The sequence below is a fragment of the Solimicrobium silvestre genome (assembly GCF_002976435.1).
Taxonomy (GTDB): domain Bacteria; phylum Pseudomonadota; class Gammaproteobacteria; order Burkholderiales; family Burkholderiaceae_D; genus Solimicrobium; species Solimicrobium silvestre.
Map to the genome: position 1 here is coordinate 94,530 of NZ_PUGF01000006.1, position 16,362 is coordinate 110,891.

The following is a 16,362-nucleotide window of genomic DNA, read 5'->3' on the forward strand; positions in this document are numbered from 1 at the left end:
GGATTTTTTTTGCTATGATCAGTCCTCATTAGAACTAAATTACTTTTAAGCATCTAACCAGAATATGAAAAAATACACGAAAACAGCCATGTTTTTCCACTGGTTGACTGCCCTACTCATCATCGCGGCCTTTTGGCTGGGCCTGACGATGGTTGATATTCCCGGCATTACCCCAACCAAGCTGCGTTATTTTTCCTGGCATAAATGGCTGGGCATTACCATTTTAGGTTTAAGCTGTTTGCGCTTGTTATGGCGTCTCGGTAATCGCCCACCAGAGTATCCAGCCAACATGACGTCATGGCAAAAAAAAGCCGCTTCCGGCTTGCATATTCTATTGTATGTATTAATTTTCAGTATTCCTATTTCGGGTTATTTATACAGCTTAGCTTCCGGCATTCCAGTGATCTACTTGGGTATTTTCCCTTTGCCAGTCATCATGGACCCAAATCCAGAACTTAAACCGCTGCTAAAACAACTGCACTACGTTTTAAACATGACTTTATTGGCCAGTTTTTGCTTGCATGTATTGGCGGCGCTAAAACACCAGTTCTTTGATCGTGATGGCGTATTGAAACGTATCCTTCCTTAACTTATTGGCTTAACTTATTGGATTAAATCCTTGGGACAAAATGATGACTAATTCTTTCAAAAAAATAGCTGCTACCAGCATCGTTGCAGCTCTCCTGGTTTCTAGCCTGGCCTATGCTTCACTCGCCGCGCTCAAATTTGATGCAAAAAATAGCAATGTCAGCATTACCATCAAACAAATGAATGTGCCGATTAGTGCAAAATTCACTAAATTAAATGCGGTAATTGACTACAACCCAAGCGCACCTGATACTGCCAAAGCCGGCGTAGAAATTGAGATTGCCAGCTTTGATCTGGGCGACCCTGATTACAATAAAGAAGTCTTGAAAAAAGAATGGTTTAACGCGGCGCAATTCCCTAAAGCCAGCTTCGTATCAACCAGCATGAAATCGGCGGCCAATGGCACATTAACTGCCACCGGCAAGCTCACCATTAAAGGGAAAACAGTGGATGTGAGTTTTCCAGTAAGCATCAAAAAAGAAGGTAGTAATCAGGTGTTTGACGGCGTTTTACCGATCAAACGGCTGACTTTTAATATTGGCGAAGGTGACTGGAAAGATACCAGCATGGTCGCCGATGAAGTAGTTATCAAGTTTCACGTAGTAGCCGCGCAATAGCCGCGTAATAGTCATCCCTTCCATTTTTTATTCAACAGGATATCGACATGAAATTATCTCAATTAGTCGCTCTCGCTTTAATCGTCGCAGCACCGCAAGCCTTCTCGCAAACGTACAACATTGATCCTAATCACACTTACCCAAGTTTTGAAGCCGACCATTTTGGCCTGTCAACATGGCGCGGTAAATTTGATAAAACCAAAGGTACTGTGACGCTTGATAAAGTCGCTAAAACCGGTAGCCTGGATATCATCATCGATGCCAGCTCGATTGATTTCGGCCATGCAAAAATGAATGAGCATGCTAAAACACCGGATATATTTAACGTCGCCAAATACCCAACCATTACCTACAAAGCCAGCAACTTCAAATTTGACGGCGAAAAACCGGTAGCAGTGATGGGTGAGTTGACCTTGTTGGGCGTAACAAAACCAGTAACGCTGACCATCAACAAATTCAAATGCATTATTCATCCGATGATGAAACGTGAAGTCTGCGGCGCGGATGCGTCGGCTGAATTCAACCGGACCGATTTTGGTTTGAGTGCCTATTCCCCGCCTTTTGCACCAGAAGTAAAACTCGCGATTCAGGTTGAAGCCATTATTGCCGACTAACTGAAACCGACTAAGAAAGCCATATGAATAGCGTTCATTTTTTGAGAAACTTAGATGAGTGAACGCTATCTACGCAGCATTCGATTATTAGCAGAATGCATGCAGCAATTTGAAAAACAGTCAGGCACATTTATCCGCCAGTTGGGTCTCACCCACGCCCAATTCGACATCATCGCTACGCTGGGTAATACGACAGGAATGAGCTGTAAAGAGCTCGGAGAAAAAACCCTGATTACCAAGGGCACGCTGACTGGCGTGCTAGATCGTTTAATCGCCAAAGAGTTAATTAGTCGCACGCGCAGTTGCCAGGACAGGCGGCATTTTTTTGTTTGCCTGACACCTAAGGGCGAGCAGGTTTTTACTGACACATTTCCTAAAGTAATCAGCATGATGCAACAGCGTTTTGATGATTACGATGTAGCTGACTTTATTAGTCTAGAGCAGCAATTGAGCAAACTTAAAGCCAGGTTGGAATAGCTGGGATGTTTATCAGCGAGCAGTTAAGTTTGTAATCCCAAAAATGAATCGCTGTTTTCAACGGTACGCGAATGGCTGGTGAAGTGCGGGTAGCGACTTGATGAAATAATGATTGCTATGATTGCTATGATTGCTATGATTGCTGAGTGCCCTTTCCGGCCTGTCGACTTGCTCCAGACCGGCCATTCAAAAACAGTGTGCCTCTGCAAAACTTGATTATTCTAGTTGTTCGATTTTCCGATAGAACTCTACGCTGAATAAACACGTTGCCCGAAGTAGGTGCAGGTGCTGGTGATATCCATTTATAAGTAGCTTCGCTCGCGATGGGACAATTTACACCTCTACGTGGTGCGTTAAAGAGTTCGCAATGAGTGATTGAGTTTGACTTGGCTCATCGACAAATAGCAATATATATTTTGGTGCAGACATTTTTAAGCTTTTTCTTTTAACGTGCAAGGTGGAAGACTCTACCAATTCAATAATCAAATTTGGCTTATCTACTAAAGAACATGGGCTTACTATCTCAAATGAAAAGTTTAATTTCCGTTTGGCAAGCTTCCACTTTTCTAGCTCTTCTTTAAATATAGCTATGTTTTTAATTTGCTCGACCGGAATGTCAGCAAAGAATCGGTCAGCACAACGAAGATAAAGAAAATTCCGGTCGAGTTGATGGTGCTGATTTTTGAGCTTCCATCGATCGCCTAAAACTAGTATTAGGGTATAAATAGAAATTGTAATCATTAGTACATGTGCCCAATGGCGCTCTATTGGGTCTTTTATGCTAAAGCCAAAAGCAAAAGATGAGATTGGTACCTCAACGAGAAGCATCAAAAGTAACATTATGAATGCAGTCTGATAGTCACTTTTATTCATAAAAGGAATAGATGCCCCATCCGGCAAGTCCGGTTCATATTTTTTTCGGCTCAACCAGCATAAAAATCCATAGCAGAGGGAATAATGAAACCGGAAGCTACTAACTAATGCTGGAGGAAAAAATTGAACCAAAACTCTTAAAAACGGTAAATTTTCCTGGGCACCTTTAATTGATCGAAGCAGTCCTTGATAGATTTCAACGAAAATCTTTGGCGATACTAGCAACCCAAGGAAATAAAATCTCAAATCATCAATCGGATTTAACATGGGGAAAATTTTGACTAATATCCTCAAAAAAATTAGCAAAAGTATGCATATGCCGAACACTTCAATCCATTTTTTGTGTGTAATAAAAGTCAAATATGTTCGAACTGGTGCTAATTGTTGTACTTGCGAAAATCTATCAATTCGAAACATTCCTGCTCTTCCTAAAAATTAACAATAATAAAATATTGAAGCGAGTAACAAATGGCGCGCACTATTTCTTGAGGTCTTGCTTCACCGGTTCTGTCAGTGCTTCTAAGCGGCGCTGGGTATTCATCAACATTCCGGCGACGAAAATTATTGTAGGTAACAGTAAAAAAATGGAGCTATACAAGGGAAGCTCGGCCTTACTAACAATGCTGACCCACACGCAAGAAATCGGTATTGCGATCATAAAAAACAACGCGATCAGCTGCGTTAAGATGGACATTGGCCACTCAATTACGGCTAGAGCCTTAGCTCGCCGTATGGCGTTGATCTTTTCAGTAGTAACGTCAATGGAATTTGCTGATTCCATCTGATAATTTCCTCAATGAGTCCAACTTTGATTTGCGACGCAAGTTTGTGCTAAAAAGAGCAAGGCACCCTAAAACCTTGAACGCCCCCTTAACCTACGCATTGGAGCCACAAACAAGTACTAGACAGTATCATAAAATTAAAATTCGGCAACATTATTAACGTTGAAGTCCATATAACCTACAACCAACTTTAGATGCGAATTGGTAATCCTTTGAAATGTGAATATGTAAATACAATTCAACGTGTGATTACTTGGAACATGCTCTTCGCGCGTCAATGGATAAAAACTTATCTTATTGGTAGTGCAAGCGATTGCCCCAACTGGCAGCGATAAGCAAGGAAACCGTGATATTTTCTTGTCTTCCAGGTTACATCGTATTGAATTAACACTAAATATTTGTTGTAAATCCCCTTCCACACTCGTCAAAAGAATTGCCTTTGATCACTATTTAAATTATTGTATTCACCCGTAGCACAGGCTCCTAAAAACTGCCGATTTGAATTTGAACTATCTAGAGAAAGAGTAGCGATGAATGAGACTTTTCAGGTCAAAATTAATGGGATAAAAGATGGGGTTGAAATAGATCACGTTATTTACCGACTCGTTATCCTATTCAAACGATCAAAAAACGAAGTGCAACGGATGTTTGAAACCGAAGGTTTTATTGTCAAAAAAGGGGTAGACCTTCCAAAGGCAATAAAATATAAAACCGTTCTTGAAAATTCAGGTTGTGTTTGCACTATCGAACTTGTGAATAAACCCGACCCCTTTACTATTCATGACATTAGCGTCAGAACTGATAAATTTCGCACAAAACAAGAGAGTCAAACAAGCTCTGCCAACATTTCCGGCCTCAATATTACTGAGACCAATGATGCTGCGACACATGCCTCTGCAACAATAACTAATGAGATTGGTACCACCATCGGTGGCGAACGATTTCTGGCTCAAACCCCTCAGAAATTTTGTTGTCATTGCGGAGGAAACTCGGAAGTGTCGACAATAGAAACTGATTTCTTCATGGATTTAGTATTTTCCACCCAGTTTAAAAAAGAGAAATCAATCAGTTTGGCATTACCGTATTGCCCGACCTGCGCACTTGGGATTGATGCGCCAAAATCCAGTTCAAACACGCCAGTAAAAATTAAAGATTTCTCCCGCAACCCGAATCCAACCCGATATGAACGGAGCGCCTTGCTTTTCGTGTCCATGATTACGGCACTGATGCGGATGATTTTCAAGTTGTTAGGTCAACAGGATACTGATTACATCAAAAAAATTGCCATTAAATTTTCTAATCCTGAATACGCCAAAGCCTTCAAGAAAAACAATAAACATTTTATTGATGAAGGATTTATCAAAATTTTGTGACTAAGATGCCCCGCCACTAACGTTAAACGCAAGCAGACAGGGTGTCACTACACACATGGAAATGAAGGCGCCTTGTGCCCTGCAATGATGTTCAGTTAAGCTCAGAATAATTACACGGCTATACCTTCATTAATGTTATTCCCGTGCAGGAGTGACGTTAAAGGTGAAACAGCATTAAATAACTATGCTGGACTTAACTGAACGAAATTCCTCTCATAGCAATTGCTGCATAAGTCAAAAAAAACCAGCATCTCTGCTGGTTTTTTTGTAACTCTCAAACGGGCATTATTTAAACTACCGCGCCATCTGTTTCATCTTTTGGTTTGATCGGTTTAATCAAGTCTTCCCGTTTCACGCCCAACCACATCGCAATCGCAGCGGCCACAAAAACTGAAGAGTAAATACCGAAGCAAATACCGATGGTCAACGCCATAGAGAAGCCGTGCAGGGTTGCGCCACCGAAGAAGTACATCGACAACACCATCATTTGCGTGGAGCCATGCGTGATGATGGTACGTGAAATGGTACTGGTAATTGCGCTGTCGATCACTTCGGTCACCGACGTTTTGCGCTGCTTGCGGAAGTTCTCGCGAATCCGGTCAAAAATAACTACCGATTCATTCACCGAGTAACCCAATACCGCCAATACGCCCGCCAACACGGACAAGCTGAATTCCCATTGGAAGAAGGCGAAGAAGCCGAGAATAATCACCACGTCATGCAAGTTGGCGATAATCGCGGAAACAGCGTATTTCCACTCAAAGCGTATCGCCAGATATATTGCCACGCCAACTATCACCATCAATAACGCGTACATACCATTGGTCCACAGTTCTTCACCTACCTGCGGGCCGACAACTGAAAACCGTTTCTTGGTCGCGCTTGCATCATGCTTTTGCAAGGCCGCTATCACCGCATCGGTTTGCTCTCCGGTTGATTCACCGGCTTTTGGTGCTGGCAAGCGAATCAGGACATCTTGGGCACGTCCAAAAGTAGAAGCGCTAGTGTCATGAAAACCTAATTGCTCTAAAGTCTGTTTAACGACATCGACTTTGGCCGCTTGATCATAACTAACTACCATCTCCGTGCCGCCGGTAAATTCAATCGACAGATTCAAGCCGCGATGCAGCAGAAAAAACACGGCCGCCACAAAGGTCAAGGCTGAAATGACATTGAATATCAGCGCATGGCGCATGAAAGGAATGTCTTTTTTAATGCGGAATAATTCCATAATAAATCCTAAAAGTCTGGCTTAAAGTAATGCGTAATTAATCGGCGGGTTTCCAAATCTGACCGATAGACAGCTTGGTCAGTTTGCGTTTACGTCCGTACCAAAGATTGACTACGCCGCGCGATACAAAGACGGACGAGAACATTGAGGTCAAAATACCCAGACAATGCACCACCGCAAAACCGCGAATTGAACCAGAGCCAAATGCCAACAAGGCCAGACCGACAATTAAGGTCGTCACGTTAGAATCAAGAATGGTCGCCCAGGCACGGTCAAAACCGGCGGAAATTGCCGCTTGCGGAGAATTACCGGCGCGCAGTTCTTCGCGAATTCGCTCATTAATCAATACGTTGGAATCAATCGCCATACCGAGTGCCAGGGCAATCGCCGCCATACCTGGCAAAGTCAGCGCGATCTGCATCAGGGACAATATCGCCACCAGCAGTAGCAAGTTGAACGACAGTGCCAAGACGCTGAAACCTCCAAACAACATGTAGTAGCAGATCATGAAAATCGAGATGGCGATAAAACCGTATAGGGTTGAATCGAAACCTTGCTTAATGTTGTCGGCACCGAGTTGCGGCCCGATCACGCTTTCTTCGATAATCGCCATCGGCGCAGCCAGTGCACCGGCACGTAACAGCAAAGCTAAGTCGCTAGCCGCTTCGGTAGAACCCATGCCGGTAATCTGGAAAGAAGAACCGAGTTCGGCCTGAATAGTCGGCACGGTAAGGACTTCGCCTTTGCCTTTTTCAAACAGCACAATCGCCATGCGTTTACCGATTTTGCCGCGCGTGGCTTCACGCATTTTACGGCCGCCGTCGCCATTCAAATCAATGCTGACAGCAGGTTGCTGATGCTGATCAAAGCTGGCCGATGCGCCGGAAATAGATTCGCCAGTCAGTACCGGGTCTTTAAGCAAAATCACCGGAACGTTTTTACCTGCTTTAAATAATTCGGAACCGTAAGGAACTGTTGCAGTTCCGTCGGTGCCTTCCAAAATAGTTTCATCGCGCATCCGCACTTCTAACGTGGCGGTGCGGCCGATAATGTCTTTGGCGCGCGCAACGTCAACTACACCCGGCAGCTCAACCACAATGCGGTCGATACCTTGTTGCTGGATGATAGGTTCTTGTGTTCCCAATTCATTAATACGCTTGGCTAAAGTAGCGATATTTTGCTTAACGCCGTCGGCTTTGGCCTGTTGCAAGGCTAGCGGTTTTAAGGAAACAGTCAACGTTAAATCTGTACCTGCGCCGGATTCAATTACGTCAGCATCACGTTGCTGATCGAGGATTAAATTTTTGGCTTTAGTGCGGGTATCGGCATCGGTAAATTTGATGATGATTTGTTCGGCATTACGCTCGATACCGGAATGACGGATATCTTTATCGCGCAAACTGCTGCGTATGCTGGCTTGCATGCCTTGCAAACGCTTGGTCAATACGCCGTTAGTATCTACCTGCATTAAAAAGTGCACCCCACCGCGTAAATCCAGCCCAAGAAACATAGGCAAGGCATGTATGCTTTGCAACCAGCTTGGCGCGCTCGACATAGAGTTAAACGTAACGCTGTAAGCCGGATCAGTCTGATCGGGATTCAGCGCTTTTTCTAAAGCTTCTTTAGCCTTAAATTGCGCATCCGGATCAACAAAGCGCGCTCTAACTACGCCTTGTGTGCCATTAACATTAAAAAATATGCCGGTATTCGCCAAATTGGCGGCTTTCAGTGCATCTTCTACGCGCGCTTGCATAGTGGAATCAACTTTAACGGTTGCTTTGGCACTATTGACTTGGAGAGCGGGAGATGGACTATAAAAGTTCGGCACGGTGTACAAAATACCAAACGCCAATGCTAAGACGATAAGTACGTATTTCCAGGCAGGATAACGATTCATAGGAAGGGAAGGAAAATCTAACTAAGTTAATAAAAAATGCAACGCTGGAAATGAAAAAAGCGGAAGGAAGAGCTAAGCCCTTCTCCGCTTCATCTGATCATTTATACCGTTTTGATTGTGCCCTTAGGCAGCAACATCGTCACAGCGCTTTTTTGAATGACGACTTCAGTGTTGTCAGCGATTTCTACTGTAACGTAGCCATCAGCGACCTTGGTGACTTTGCCTAAAATACCGCCAACTGTAATTACTTCGTCATTTTTAGCCAATGCATCCATCATGGCTTTTTGTTCTTTTTGACGTTTCATTTGTGGACGGATCATCAAGAAATACAACACCACAAACATCATAATGATAGGTAAGAAACTCATTAAGTTGCCATCCATTAAACCTGGAGTAGCAGCTGATTGAGCATAAGCATTGGATATAAACATAATTTCCTCGATTGTTATAGTGGGCAAATTTAACGACATCGCGTTAGATGGTGCCCTATCGTTATTTTTAAAGCGTTTTTTGTACTGAGCACGCCAATAAAGTTGGCTATTCTAGCATTGCTAACTAGACTCCTCGCGCTCTATCTGCATGAAATTGCACAACAAAGGCAGAAAAAGCATCCACATCCAACGCATTTCGCATTTCTTGCATTAACTCTAAGTAATAGTGCAAATTGTGTATGGTATTTAAGCGCGCGCCCAAAATCTCGCCGGTACGGTGCAAATGATGCAAGTAAGCACGGGAAAAGTTTTGGCATGCGTAGCATCCGCAAGTGGAGTCAAGCGGGGCTGTGTCTTCTTTATAACGGGCATTTTTAATTTTGATGTCGCCAAAGCGGGTAAACAACCAGCCATTACGCGCGTTTCGGGTTGGCATGACGCAATCAAACATATCTATGCCGTTTGTCACGCCGGCCACCAAATCTTCTGGCGTACCGACTCCCATTAAATAATGCGGCTTGTTGGCAGGCAAACGCGGGCCGACGTGTTGCAGCACGCGCAGCATATCTTCTTTGGGTTCGCCAACCGATAAACCACCAATTGCCACACCGTGAAAATCCAGTTCTTCCAAACCCGCCAACGATTCATCACGCAGATGTTCAAACATACCGCCCTGCACAATCCCAAATAAAGCATTAGGATTTTCTTCACGATTAAACTCATTCATCGAGCGCTTCGCCCAGCGTAGCGACATGCGCATTGAGCGTGCCGCTTCGTCATTAGTAGCTGGCCGACCATCAATTTCATACGGCGTGCATTCGTCAAACTGCATGACGATGTCGGAGTTTAAAACCTTCTGAATTTGCATCGAGATTTCTGGCGATAAAAATAAGCGCTCACCACTAATCGGTGAAGCAAATTTCACACCTTCTTCGGTGATTTTTCGCATGGCGCCGAGAGAAAACACCTGGAATCCGCCGGAGTCGGTCAGGATAGGCTGATCCCAACCCATGAACTTATGCAAGCCGCCGAATTTTTTAACGACTTCCAAACCCGGACGCAACCAAAGATGGAAGGTATTACCCAAAATAATTTGCGCCTGAATTTCTTTCAATTCCAGCGGCGACATCGCCTTCACCGAACCATAGGTTCCCACCGGCATAAAAATCGGCGTTTGAATTACACCGTGATTCACCGTAACTTGGCCGCGCCGTGCCGCGCTGTTGGGGTCTTTTTTGATGAGTTTAAAATCTAACATTTCAGGACTCTTTCTTTACATTGTTCGTTAACAACATCGCGTCGCCGTAACTGAAAAAGCGGTATTTTTGTGCGATGGCGTGCTGGTAAGCGGCGCGGATTTCGTCATAGCCAGCAAAGGCCGACACCAGCATTAATAAAGTGGATTTAGGTAAATGGAAATTCGTCACCAGACGCGTAACGGTTTTAAAACAGTAGCCTGGGGTAATGAACAAACGGGTATTGGCATTGCCCGCTTCCAGCTGCCCGGATTGCGAAGCAGATTCCAAGGCGCGCAAACTGGTGGTGCCAACCGCAATTACATCGCGCCCGGCGGCTTGCGCTTTTTTCACTGCTGCCAAAGTCTCTTCCGGCACGCTATACCATTCGCTGTGCATGTCATGCTGCGATAAATCTTCATGTCGCACCGGCTGAAAAGTACCTGCGCCGACATGCAATGTCACATAGGCGAACTGCACACCCTTGACGCGACATTGTTCTAATAAGGCTTCGTCAAAATGCAAACCAGCAGTGGGTGCAGCAACGGCGCCTGGCACTTTGGAATACACGGTTTGGTAGCGGGTTTCGTCGTAGTCATCGGCGGCGTGTTCGATGTAGGGCGGTAACGGCAGTTTGCCGTAAGCTTCCAATAAATCGAATACATCGCTGGGGAAATGCAGGGTATAAAATTCGCCAGCGCGTTCGCCTACTTCAACTTCAAATGCATCTGCCAGACGGATTGTACTGCCGATGGCTGGCGACTTTGAGGCGCGGATTTGGGCTAATACGCTGTGCTGTTCTGGATTGTTGAATAACACTCGCTCTACTAAGACTTCAACTTTGCCGCCGGTGTTTTTTATGCCAAAAAAACGGGCTTTCAAGACTCGGGTGTCGTTGAATACTAGTACGTCGTCTTTGGATAGTTGTTGTACCAGGTCTTCGAAATTGCTATCTATTAGCGTTGAACCGGCTACTTGCAACAGGCGTGAGGCGCTGCGCTTGGATAGCGGGGTTTGGGCGATTAGCTCTTGGGGGAGATCGAAGTTGAAATCTGATAGGGAATACGTTGGCTGGTGCATACAATTTAAATGGTTACTTTTCGCGGCTCTTAATTTACTAACTTTACTAACGCGATGAATTTAAGGCTTGGGGCCGGTGGTAGACCGGCGGCTACTTACCTTTTTTGCTTCGCCAAAAAAGTGTAAGCCAAAAAAGGCGACCCACTGCCGCTGAATTCCCGATTTTGTAAACTAAAAATGGGAAAAGTTCGAAACTCGCCTTCGGGCTAAAAACCTTGGGTACCTGTGGGAGACTTCTCTTGCAAGAAAAGTCCGTTCCGCAAGCGCGGAGCAATGCTCCACGAAACCCTTGCTACACCTCAAACAACGAACCTTTCTTATCCATTTTTAGTCTACAAAACCGGCAGCGTCAGAATGGGAGGTAGATCAAAATCAACATCAAAACCGCAAATTAACCAATTCGGCATCTAAATTTTATTACTAAATACAACTTGGACTGTATAAAAACACAGTAATATGCTAATTTATTGCGTTGGCGAACCCGCCATTTTACGCTTTCTTGCCTAACTCCGATATGCCAGCTGCTAACAAAGTCACCGTTATTGAAAAAGCCAAACCTACTGCGGCGTCTAAACTTGCCGCTAACTTGGCTAAATTAGGGCTGCGCACGGACATGGATTTAGCCTTGCACTTGCCAATGCGCTATGTCGATGAAACCCAAATTACGCCAATTCAGCAAGCCGCGCTGCAAGGTGGGCACATGGTGCAGGTGGAAGGATTGGTGACGGCTTGCGATGTGCAATATAAACCACGCCGACAGTTAGTAGTTACTCTTGCTGACGATTCCAGCCAATTGGTACTGCGATTCTTAAATTTTTATGGTAGCCAAATTACCCAGTTAGCCGTTGGCACTCGAGTACGGGCGCGAGCGGAATTGCGGCATGGTTTTTTTGGTTCGGAAATGGTGCACCCTGAATATAAAGTGGTGAATGAAAATGCACCGCTACCTACTCAACTGACCCCCGTTTACCCTTCCGGTGTTGGTGTTTCTCAAGCCAGCTTGCGCCGCGAAATTCGCGCGGCGATGTTACGGATTAATTGGCAAGATACGCTACCCGCTGATCTGCGCGCGCAATTCGATCTAATTGAATTTGCCGAGGCCGTTAAAGTGCTGCATAACCCACCAGCCAACGTCGATGAATACAGCTTGGAAGATCGCTCGCATCCGGCTTGGCAACGTATGAAGTTTGATGAATTACTGGCGCAGCAATTGTCGCTACAACGCGCGCAGTTTTCACGGCGAAGTAAATCGGCACCAAGCCTGGCTTGTGTTGGTGAGGTTTCCAATGCGTTTTTAATGGGCTTGCCGTTTGCGCTGACTTCCGCTCAACAACGCGTTTTAAGTGAAATTCGCACAGACATTTCTGCCGCCCATCCTATGCAACGCTTGCTGCAAGGCGATGTCGGTAGTGGCAAAACTATTGTGGCGGCCTTGGCTGCTGCGCAAGCGATTGATAGTGGCTACCAGGCTGTGTTAATGGCACCGACCGAGATTTTGGCCGATCAGCATTTCCGAAAAATTGCCGCTTGGTTGGAACCACTGGGAATTTCGGTGGTTTGGCTAACCGGCAGCTTGAAGAAAAAAGAAAAACAAACTGCTCGTGAGCAGATTGAAGCCGGTACAGCACAACTGGTGATCGGCACGCATGCGCTGTTGCAGGATGAAGTTAAATTTGCCCGATTGGGTTTGGTCATCGTCGATGAACAACATCGCTTTGGGGTTGATCAGCGTTTGACCTTACGGAATAAAGGCAATGGCACAGACACTATAAATAAGCTCATTCCACATCAACTAATGATGTCCGCCACACCGATTCCGCGCACCTTGGCGATGACTTATTATGCCGATTTGGAAATCTCGGTCATAGATGAATTGCCACCCGGCCGCACACCGATTATGACGCGCGTGATTGATCAGGAACGGCGCAGCGAAGTCATCGCACGGGTTAGCGTAGCCGCAGCCGATGGGCGGCAAATTTATTGGGTTTGCCCGTTAATTGAGGAATCGGAAGCTCTGCAATTACAAACAGCAACCGACACTTATTTAATGTTGCAAGAGGCTTTGCCTGATTTGCAAATTGGGCTGGTGCACGGGCGCATGAAACCCACTGAAAAACAAGCAGTGATGGCGAACTTTATCGCTGGCATTACCCACTTATTAGTAGCCACAACCGTCATTGAAGTCGGCGTGGATGTGCCGAATGCTTCGTTGATGGTCATTGAACATGCGGAACGTTTCGGCCTTTCGCAACTGCATCAGTTACGTGGCCGGGTTGGGCGCGGCACGGCGGCGTCAGTATGCTTATTACTGTATCAGGCGCCTTTGGGCGGCATTGCCAAACAACGCTTGATGATGATGCGTTCGAGTACCGATGGCTTTGAAATTGCTCGCAAAGATTTAGAAATTCGCGGACCTGGGGAATTTTTAGGCGCGCGTCAGGCTGGTCAGGCAATGCTACGTTTCGCAGATCTGGAAAACGATCAATGGTTAGTGGAGCAGGCGCGCGGCTTAGCGCAAACGCTCTTACAAAACTTGCTGCCAAATTCACCTGAAATTGTTGCCGCACATTTGCTACGCTGGATGAATCACAAAGAAGAATATTTGCGGGTTTGATTATTTAAACCAAATTTGGGAGGATTTTTCCAAAAGTCAGATAAAATCGCGAGCTTTCATATACTCCCATTGTTTCTTGAAGTATTTAACGTATTTAATGGCTTTTCCATTTATTAAAATAACATTTTTTAACGGTATATTTAATAACCAATGTAAACATTGATTAATACGACGAAAATTTGAATTTTATGCTCCGGTATCCTCAAACAAAAATACCAACTTATTCTGTAAAATCATTTAAATTTTACGATAAGGATAGCAAGGCGCCGCAGTTCTCACTAAACTAACAGCACAACTAAAAGTAAAATCAGCATAAGATTACTGTACCGCAATTGTACGGACAGCACACAAGCCTTTATGACACTCACCGAACTCAAATACATCGTCGCAGTTGCCCGCCATCGACATTTTGGCCATGCGGCTGAGGCGTGTTTCGTGGCACAACCGACTCTTTCAGTGGCGATAAAAAAATTGGAAGATGAGCTGGGCGTCATTCTGTTTGAACGCGGCGGATCAGAAATCACCACCACACCGATCGGCGCACAAATCGTAGCCCAAGCCGAGCGCGTTTTAGAACAGACCGCCGCGATCAAAGAAATTGCCAAACAAAATAATGACCCGCTGGCCGGCGTGTTCCGCTTAGGCGTGATCTACACAATAGGCCCGTATTTATTACCAACACTAGTCAAAGGCATGATTGCGCACGCGCCGCAAATGCCGCTGGTTTTGCAAGAAAACTTCACCACGCGCCTATTGGAATTACTACGCCAAGGCGAATTAGATGCCGCCATAGTCGCACTGCCTTTACCCGAAAACGGCTTCATGACCTTGCCGGTGTATGACGAACCGTTTGTGGTGGCCGTACCCAATCAGCACGCCTGGGTGGAACGTACAGGCATTAACGCAGACGAATTAAAATCGGAAACCATGCTCTTGCTGGGCAACGGCCATTGCTTCCGCGACCAGGTGCTGGAAGTTTGCCCTGAAATGGCACGCTTTGCGACCAGTGACGACGGCATTGCCCGCACCTTTGAGGGCTCTTCGCTAGAAACCATCCGCCACATGGTGGCATCGGGCATCGGCATTACCGTACTACCCAAGGCCTCTGCCCCCAACCCGACTTCTGCCGACGGTATGCTGCACCACTTACCGTTTAATGAGCCTATCCCCATGCGTCAGGTCGCCCTGGTCTGGCGCAAAAGTTTCACCCGCGGCGCTGCCATCTCGGCCTTACAACAGGTCATTTTGAACTGTGATTTACCTGGCGTCGCCATGCTGCCGGACGCTGTTGCCAGCTAAAAATTATCGTTCAGGGTGTTCACCCCTACTACTCATCCAGAATTAACATAATCCAATCGTTCAACACTAGCCCGCTTAATTTACTCAGGTTTAATTATTGCGGGCATTGCCTGCTTGAAATTCCTGCCGCCTAATTAATATGACTTTTTTAGCTGTTTTTTGACGCTTAATTTTCTTTTTTCAACATAAACATGTAAAAAAGATGCAAAAATTAGTGATTTATGACAATAATACGTGCGGGATTTTTTGACTAATCCAAGTGCCGTACATATAAAAATAGGAGACAAGACATGCAACATCTTCAGTCAGAATTTGATAGCTTAGTTGGTGGTAAAGATAAAACAATAGATAGACGAGATTTTATAAAAACAGCTGTCGGTGTTGGGTTTGCGGCCGCGGTATTACCTGTATGCGCCAAAACTCTGATCAGAACCGATGCCGAAGGCTTAAAAGACGGTGAATTCACACTGGAAATTGCCGGGCAACCGGTTCCGGTCTATATGGCTCAACCCAAAGACAAAGAAAACCTGCCGGTAGTGATCGTGATTTCTGAGATTTTTGGCTTACATGAACATATTACCGATGTCGTGCGCCGCTTCGCAAAACAAGGCTATCTGGCGGTAGCCCCTGAATTATTCATACGTCAGGGCGACCCCTCCATCTACGACAATATTGCACAGATAATGAAGGAAGTGGTCTCTAAAGTCCCGGACAAACAAGTACTCGGCGACTTGGATGCCTGCGTCGCTTGGGCCAAGCGCAATGGTGGTAATCCAGACAAAATTGCCGTCGCTGGATTTTGTTGGGGCGGCCGCTTTGCATGGCTATATGCCGCGCACAATCCAAGCATCAAAGCTGGGGTAGCCTGGTATGGCCGCCTCACGTCCGATACCGCGCCATCGGCACTTAACCCAGAAAACCCTATCGACATCGCACCTACGTTAACAACGCCGATGCTAGGTTTATATGGTGGCAAAGATCCCGGTATTTCCATGGCATCCATCCAGCAAATGAAAGATGCTTTAGCCAAGGGAGCCAGTCTCTCCGAGATCGTGGTTTATCCAAAATCTGGTCACGCTTTCCATGCCGACTATCGTCCAAGTTATGTTGCAGATGATGCCAAAGATAGCTGGAAACGTTGTCTTGAGTGGTTACGTGCGCATGGCGTAGAGTAATTTTGAGTGGGCACGTAATGTGCCCACCAATTACAAATAAACAAACATAAGCTGTCAGTTATTTGCAATTAATAGT

15 protein-coding genes are annotated in these 16,362 nt (G+C 45.5%); 9 read left to right on the top strand and 6 right to left on the bottom strand.

All coding sequences use genetic code 11. From position 1 onward, the window contains the following. Positions 1 to 64 precede the first annotated feature (64 nt). The 4 genes from S2091_RS08105 to S2091_RS08120 are packed head-to-tail and all read left to right on the top strand — an operon-like array spanning position 65 to position 2,296. Positions 65 to 589 carry a cytochrome b gene (locus S2091_RS08105; RefSeq protein WP_105531296.1) on the top strand — a complete coding sequence of 175 codons (525 nt, stop codon included), beginning with the start codon at positions 65 to 67 and terminating at the stop codon, positions 587 to 589. 40 nt (positions 590 to 629) lie between these two features. Then, positions 630 to 1,205 carry a YceI family protein gene (locus tag S2091_RS08110; RefSeq protein ID WP_243405352.1) on the top strand — a complete coding sequence of 192 codons (576 nt, stop codon included), beginning with the start codon at positions 630 to 632 and terminating at the stop codon, positions 1,203 to 1,205. Positions 1,206 to 1,252: 47 nt separating this feature from the next. Continuing rightward, a complete protein-coding gene (locus S2091_RS08115; RefSeq protein WP_105531298.1) occupies positions 1,253 to 1,819 on the top strand; it encodes a YceI family protein in 567 nt (188 codons plus the stop codon). A 54-nt stretch (positions 1,820 to 1,873) separates the two neighbouring features. Then, the gene (locus S2091_RS08120; RefSeq protein WP_105531299.1) at positions 1,874 to 2,296 is read left to right on the top strand and encodes a MarR family winged helix-turn-helix transcriptional regulator; all 423 of its coding nucleotides are present in this window, start codon (positions 1,874 to 1,876) and stop codon (positions 2,294 to 2,296) included. 333 nt (positions 2,297 to 2,629) lie between these two features. Here the strand turns inward: S2091_RS08120 and S2091_RS08125 are convergent, their stop codons facing one another. Next, positions 2,630 to 3,436 (bottom strand): hypothetical protein, encoded by an 807-nt coding sequence (locus S2091_RS08125; RefSeq protein WP_133166879.1) that lies wholly within the window; start codon positions 3,434 to 3,436, stop codon positions 2,630 to 2,632. 95 nt (positions 3,437 to 3,531) lie between these two features. Between S2091_RS08125 and S2091_RS23830 the strand changes: the two genes are divergently transcribed. Then, positions 3,532 to 3,954 carry a hypothetical protein gene (locus S2091_RS23830; RefSeq protein WP_133166880.1) on the top strand — a complete coding sequence of 141 codons (423 nt, stop codon included), beginning with the start codon at positions 3,532 to 3,534 and terminating at the stop codon, positions 3,952 to 3,954. A 527-nt stretch (positions 3,955 to 4,481) separates the two neighbouring features. After that, positions 4,482 to 5,324 carry a hypothetical protein gene (locus tag S2091_RS08135; RefSeq protein WP_105531302.1) on the top strand — a complete coding sequence of 281 codons (843 nt, stop codon included), beginning with the start codon at positions 4,482 to 4,484 and terminating at the stop codon, positions 5,322 to 5,324. A 289-nt stretch (positions 5,325 to 5,613) separates the two neighbouring features. Here the strand turns inward: S2091_RS08135 and secF are convergent, their stop codons facing one another. From secF to queA, 5 genes are all read right to left on the bottom strand, one after another. Beyond that, the gene (gene secF / locus S2091_RS08140) at positions 5,614 to 6,555 is read right to left on the bottom strand and encodes a protein translocase subunit SecF (RefSeq protein WP_105531303.1); all 942 of its coding nucleotides are present in this window, start codon (positions 6,553 to 6,555) and stop codon (positions 5,614 to 5,616) included. 37 nt (positions 6,556 to 6,592) lie between these two features. Next, entirely contained in the window at positions 6,593 to 8,452 is a 1,860-nt protein-coding gene (secD, locus tag S2091_RS08145) for a protein translocase subunit SecD (protein ID WP_105531304.1), read from the bottom strand. A 101-nt stretch (positions 8,453 to 8,553) separates the two neighbouring features. Next, positions 8,554 to 8,883, bottom strand: a complete 330-nt coding sequence (yajC, locus tag S2091_RS08150) for a preprotein translocase subunit YajC (protein WP_105531305.1) — start codon at positions 8,881 to 8,883, stop codon at positions 8,554 to 8,556. A 124-nt stretch (positions 8,884 to 9,007) separates the two neighbouring features. Next, positions 9,008 to 10,141: a tRNA guanosine(34) transglycosylase Tgt gene (gene tgt, locus S2091_RS08155; RefSeq protein ID WP_105531306.1), complete on the bottom strand. Its 1,134-nt coding sequence runs from the start codon at positions 10,139 to 10,141 to the stop codon at positions 9,008 to 9,010. A 1-nt stretch (position 10,142) separates the two neighbouring features. Then, a complete protein-coding gene (gene queA, locus S2091_RS08160; RefSeq protein WP_105531307.1) occupies positions 10,143 to 11,198 on the bottom strand; it encodes a tRNA preQ1(34) S-adenosylmethionine ribosyltransferase-isomerase QueA in 1,056 nt (351 codons plus the stop codon). Positions 11,199 to 11,712: 514 nt separating this feature from the next. Between queA and recG the strand changes: the two genes are divergently transcribed. The 3 genes from recG to S2091_RS08175 all read left to right on the top strand — a co-directional run bounded on the left by recG (position 11,713) and on the right by S2091_RS08175 (position 16,286). Further along, positions 11,713 to 13,812, top strand: a complete 2,100-nt coding sequence (recG, locus tag S2091_RS08165) for an ATP-dependent DNA helicase RecG (protein ID WP_105531308.1) — start codon at positions 11,713 to 11,715, stop codon at positions 13,810 to 13,812. A gap of 357 nt (positions 13,813 to 14,169) precedes the next feature. Further along, on the top strand, positions 14,170 to 15,111 hold the full coding sequence (locus S2091_RS08170; RefSeq protein WP_105531309.1) for a LysR substrate-binding domain-containing protein: 942 nt from the start codon (positions 14,170 to 14,172) through the stop codon (positions 15,109 to 15,111). Positions 15,112 to 15,401: 290 nt separating this feature from the next. After that, a complete protein-coding gene (locus tag S2091_RS08175; protein ID WP_105531310.1) occupies positions 15,402 to 16,286 on the top strand; it encodes a dienelactone hydrolase family protein in 885 nt (294 codons plus the stop codon). Positions 16,287 to 16,362: the final 76 nt, after the last annotated feature.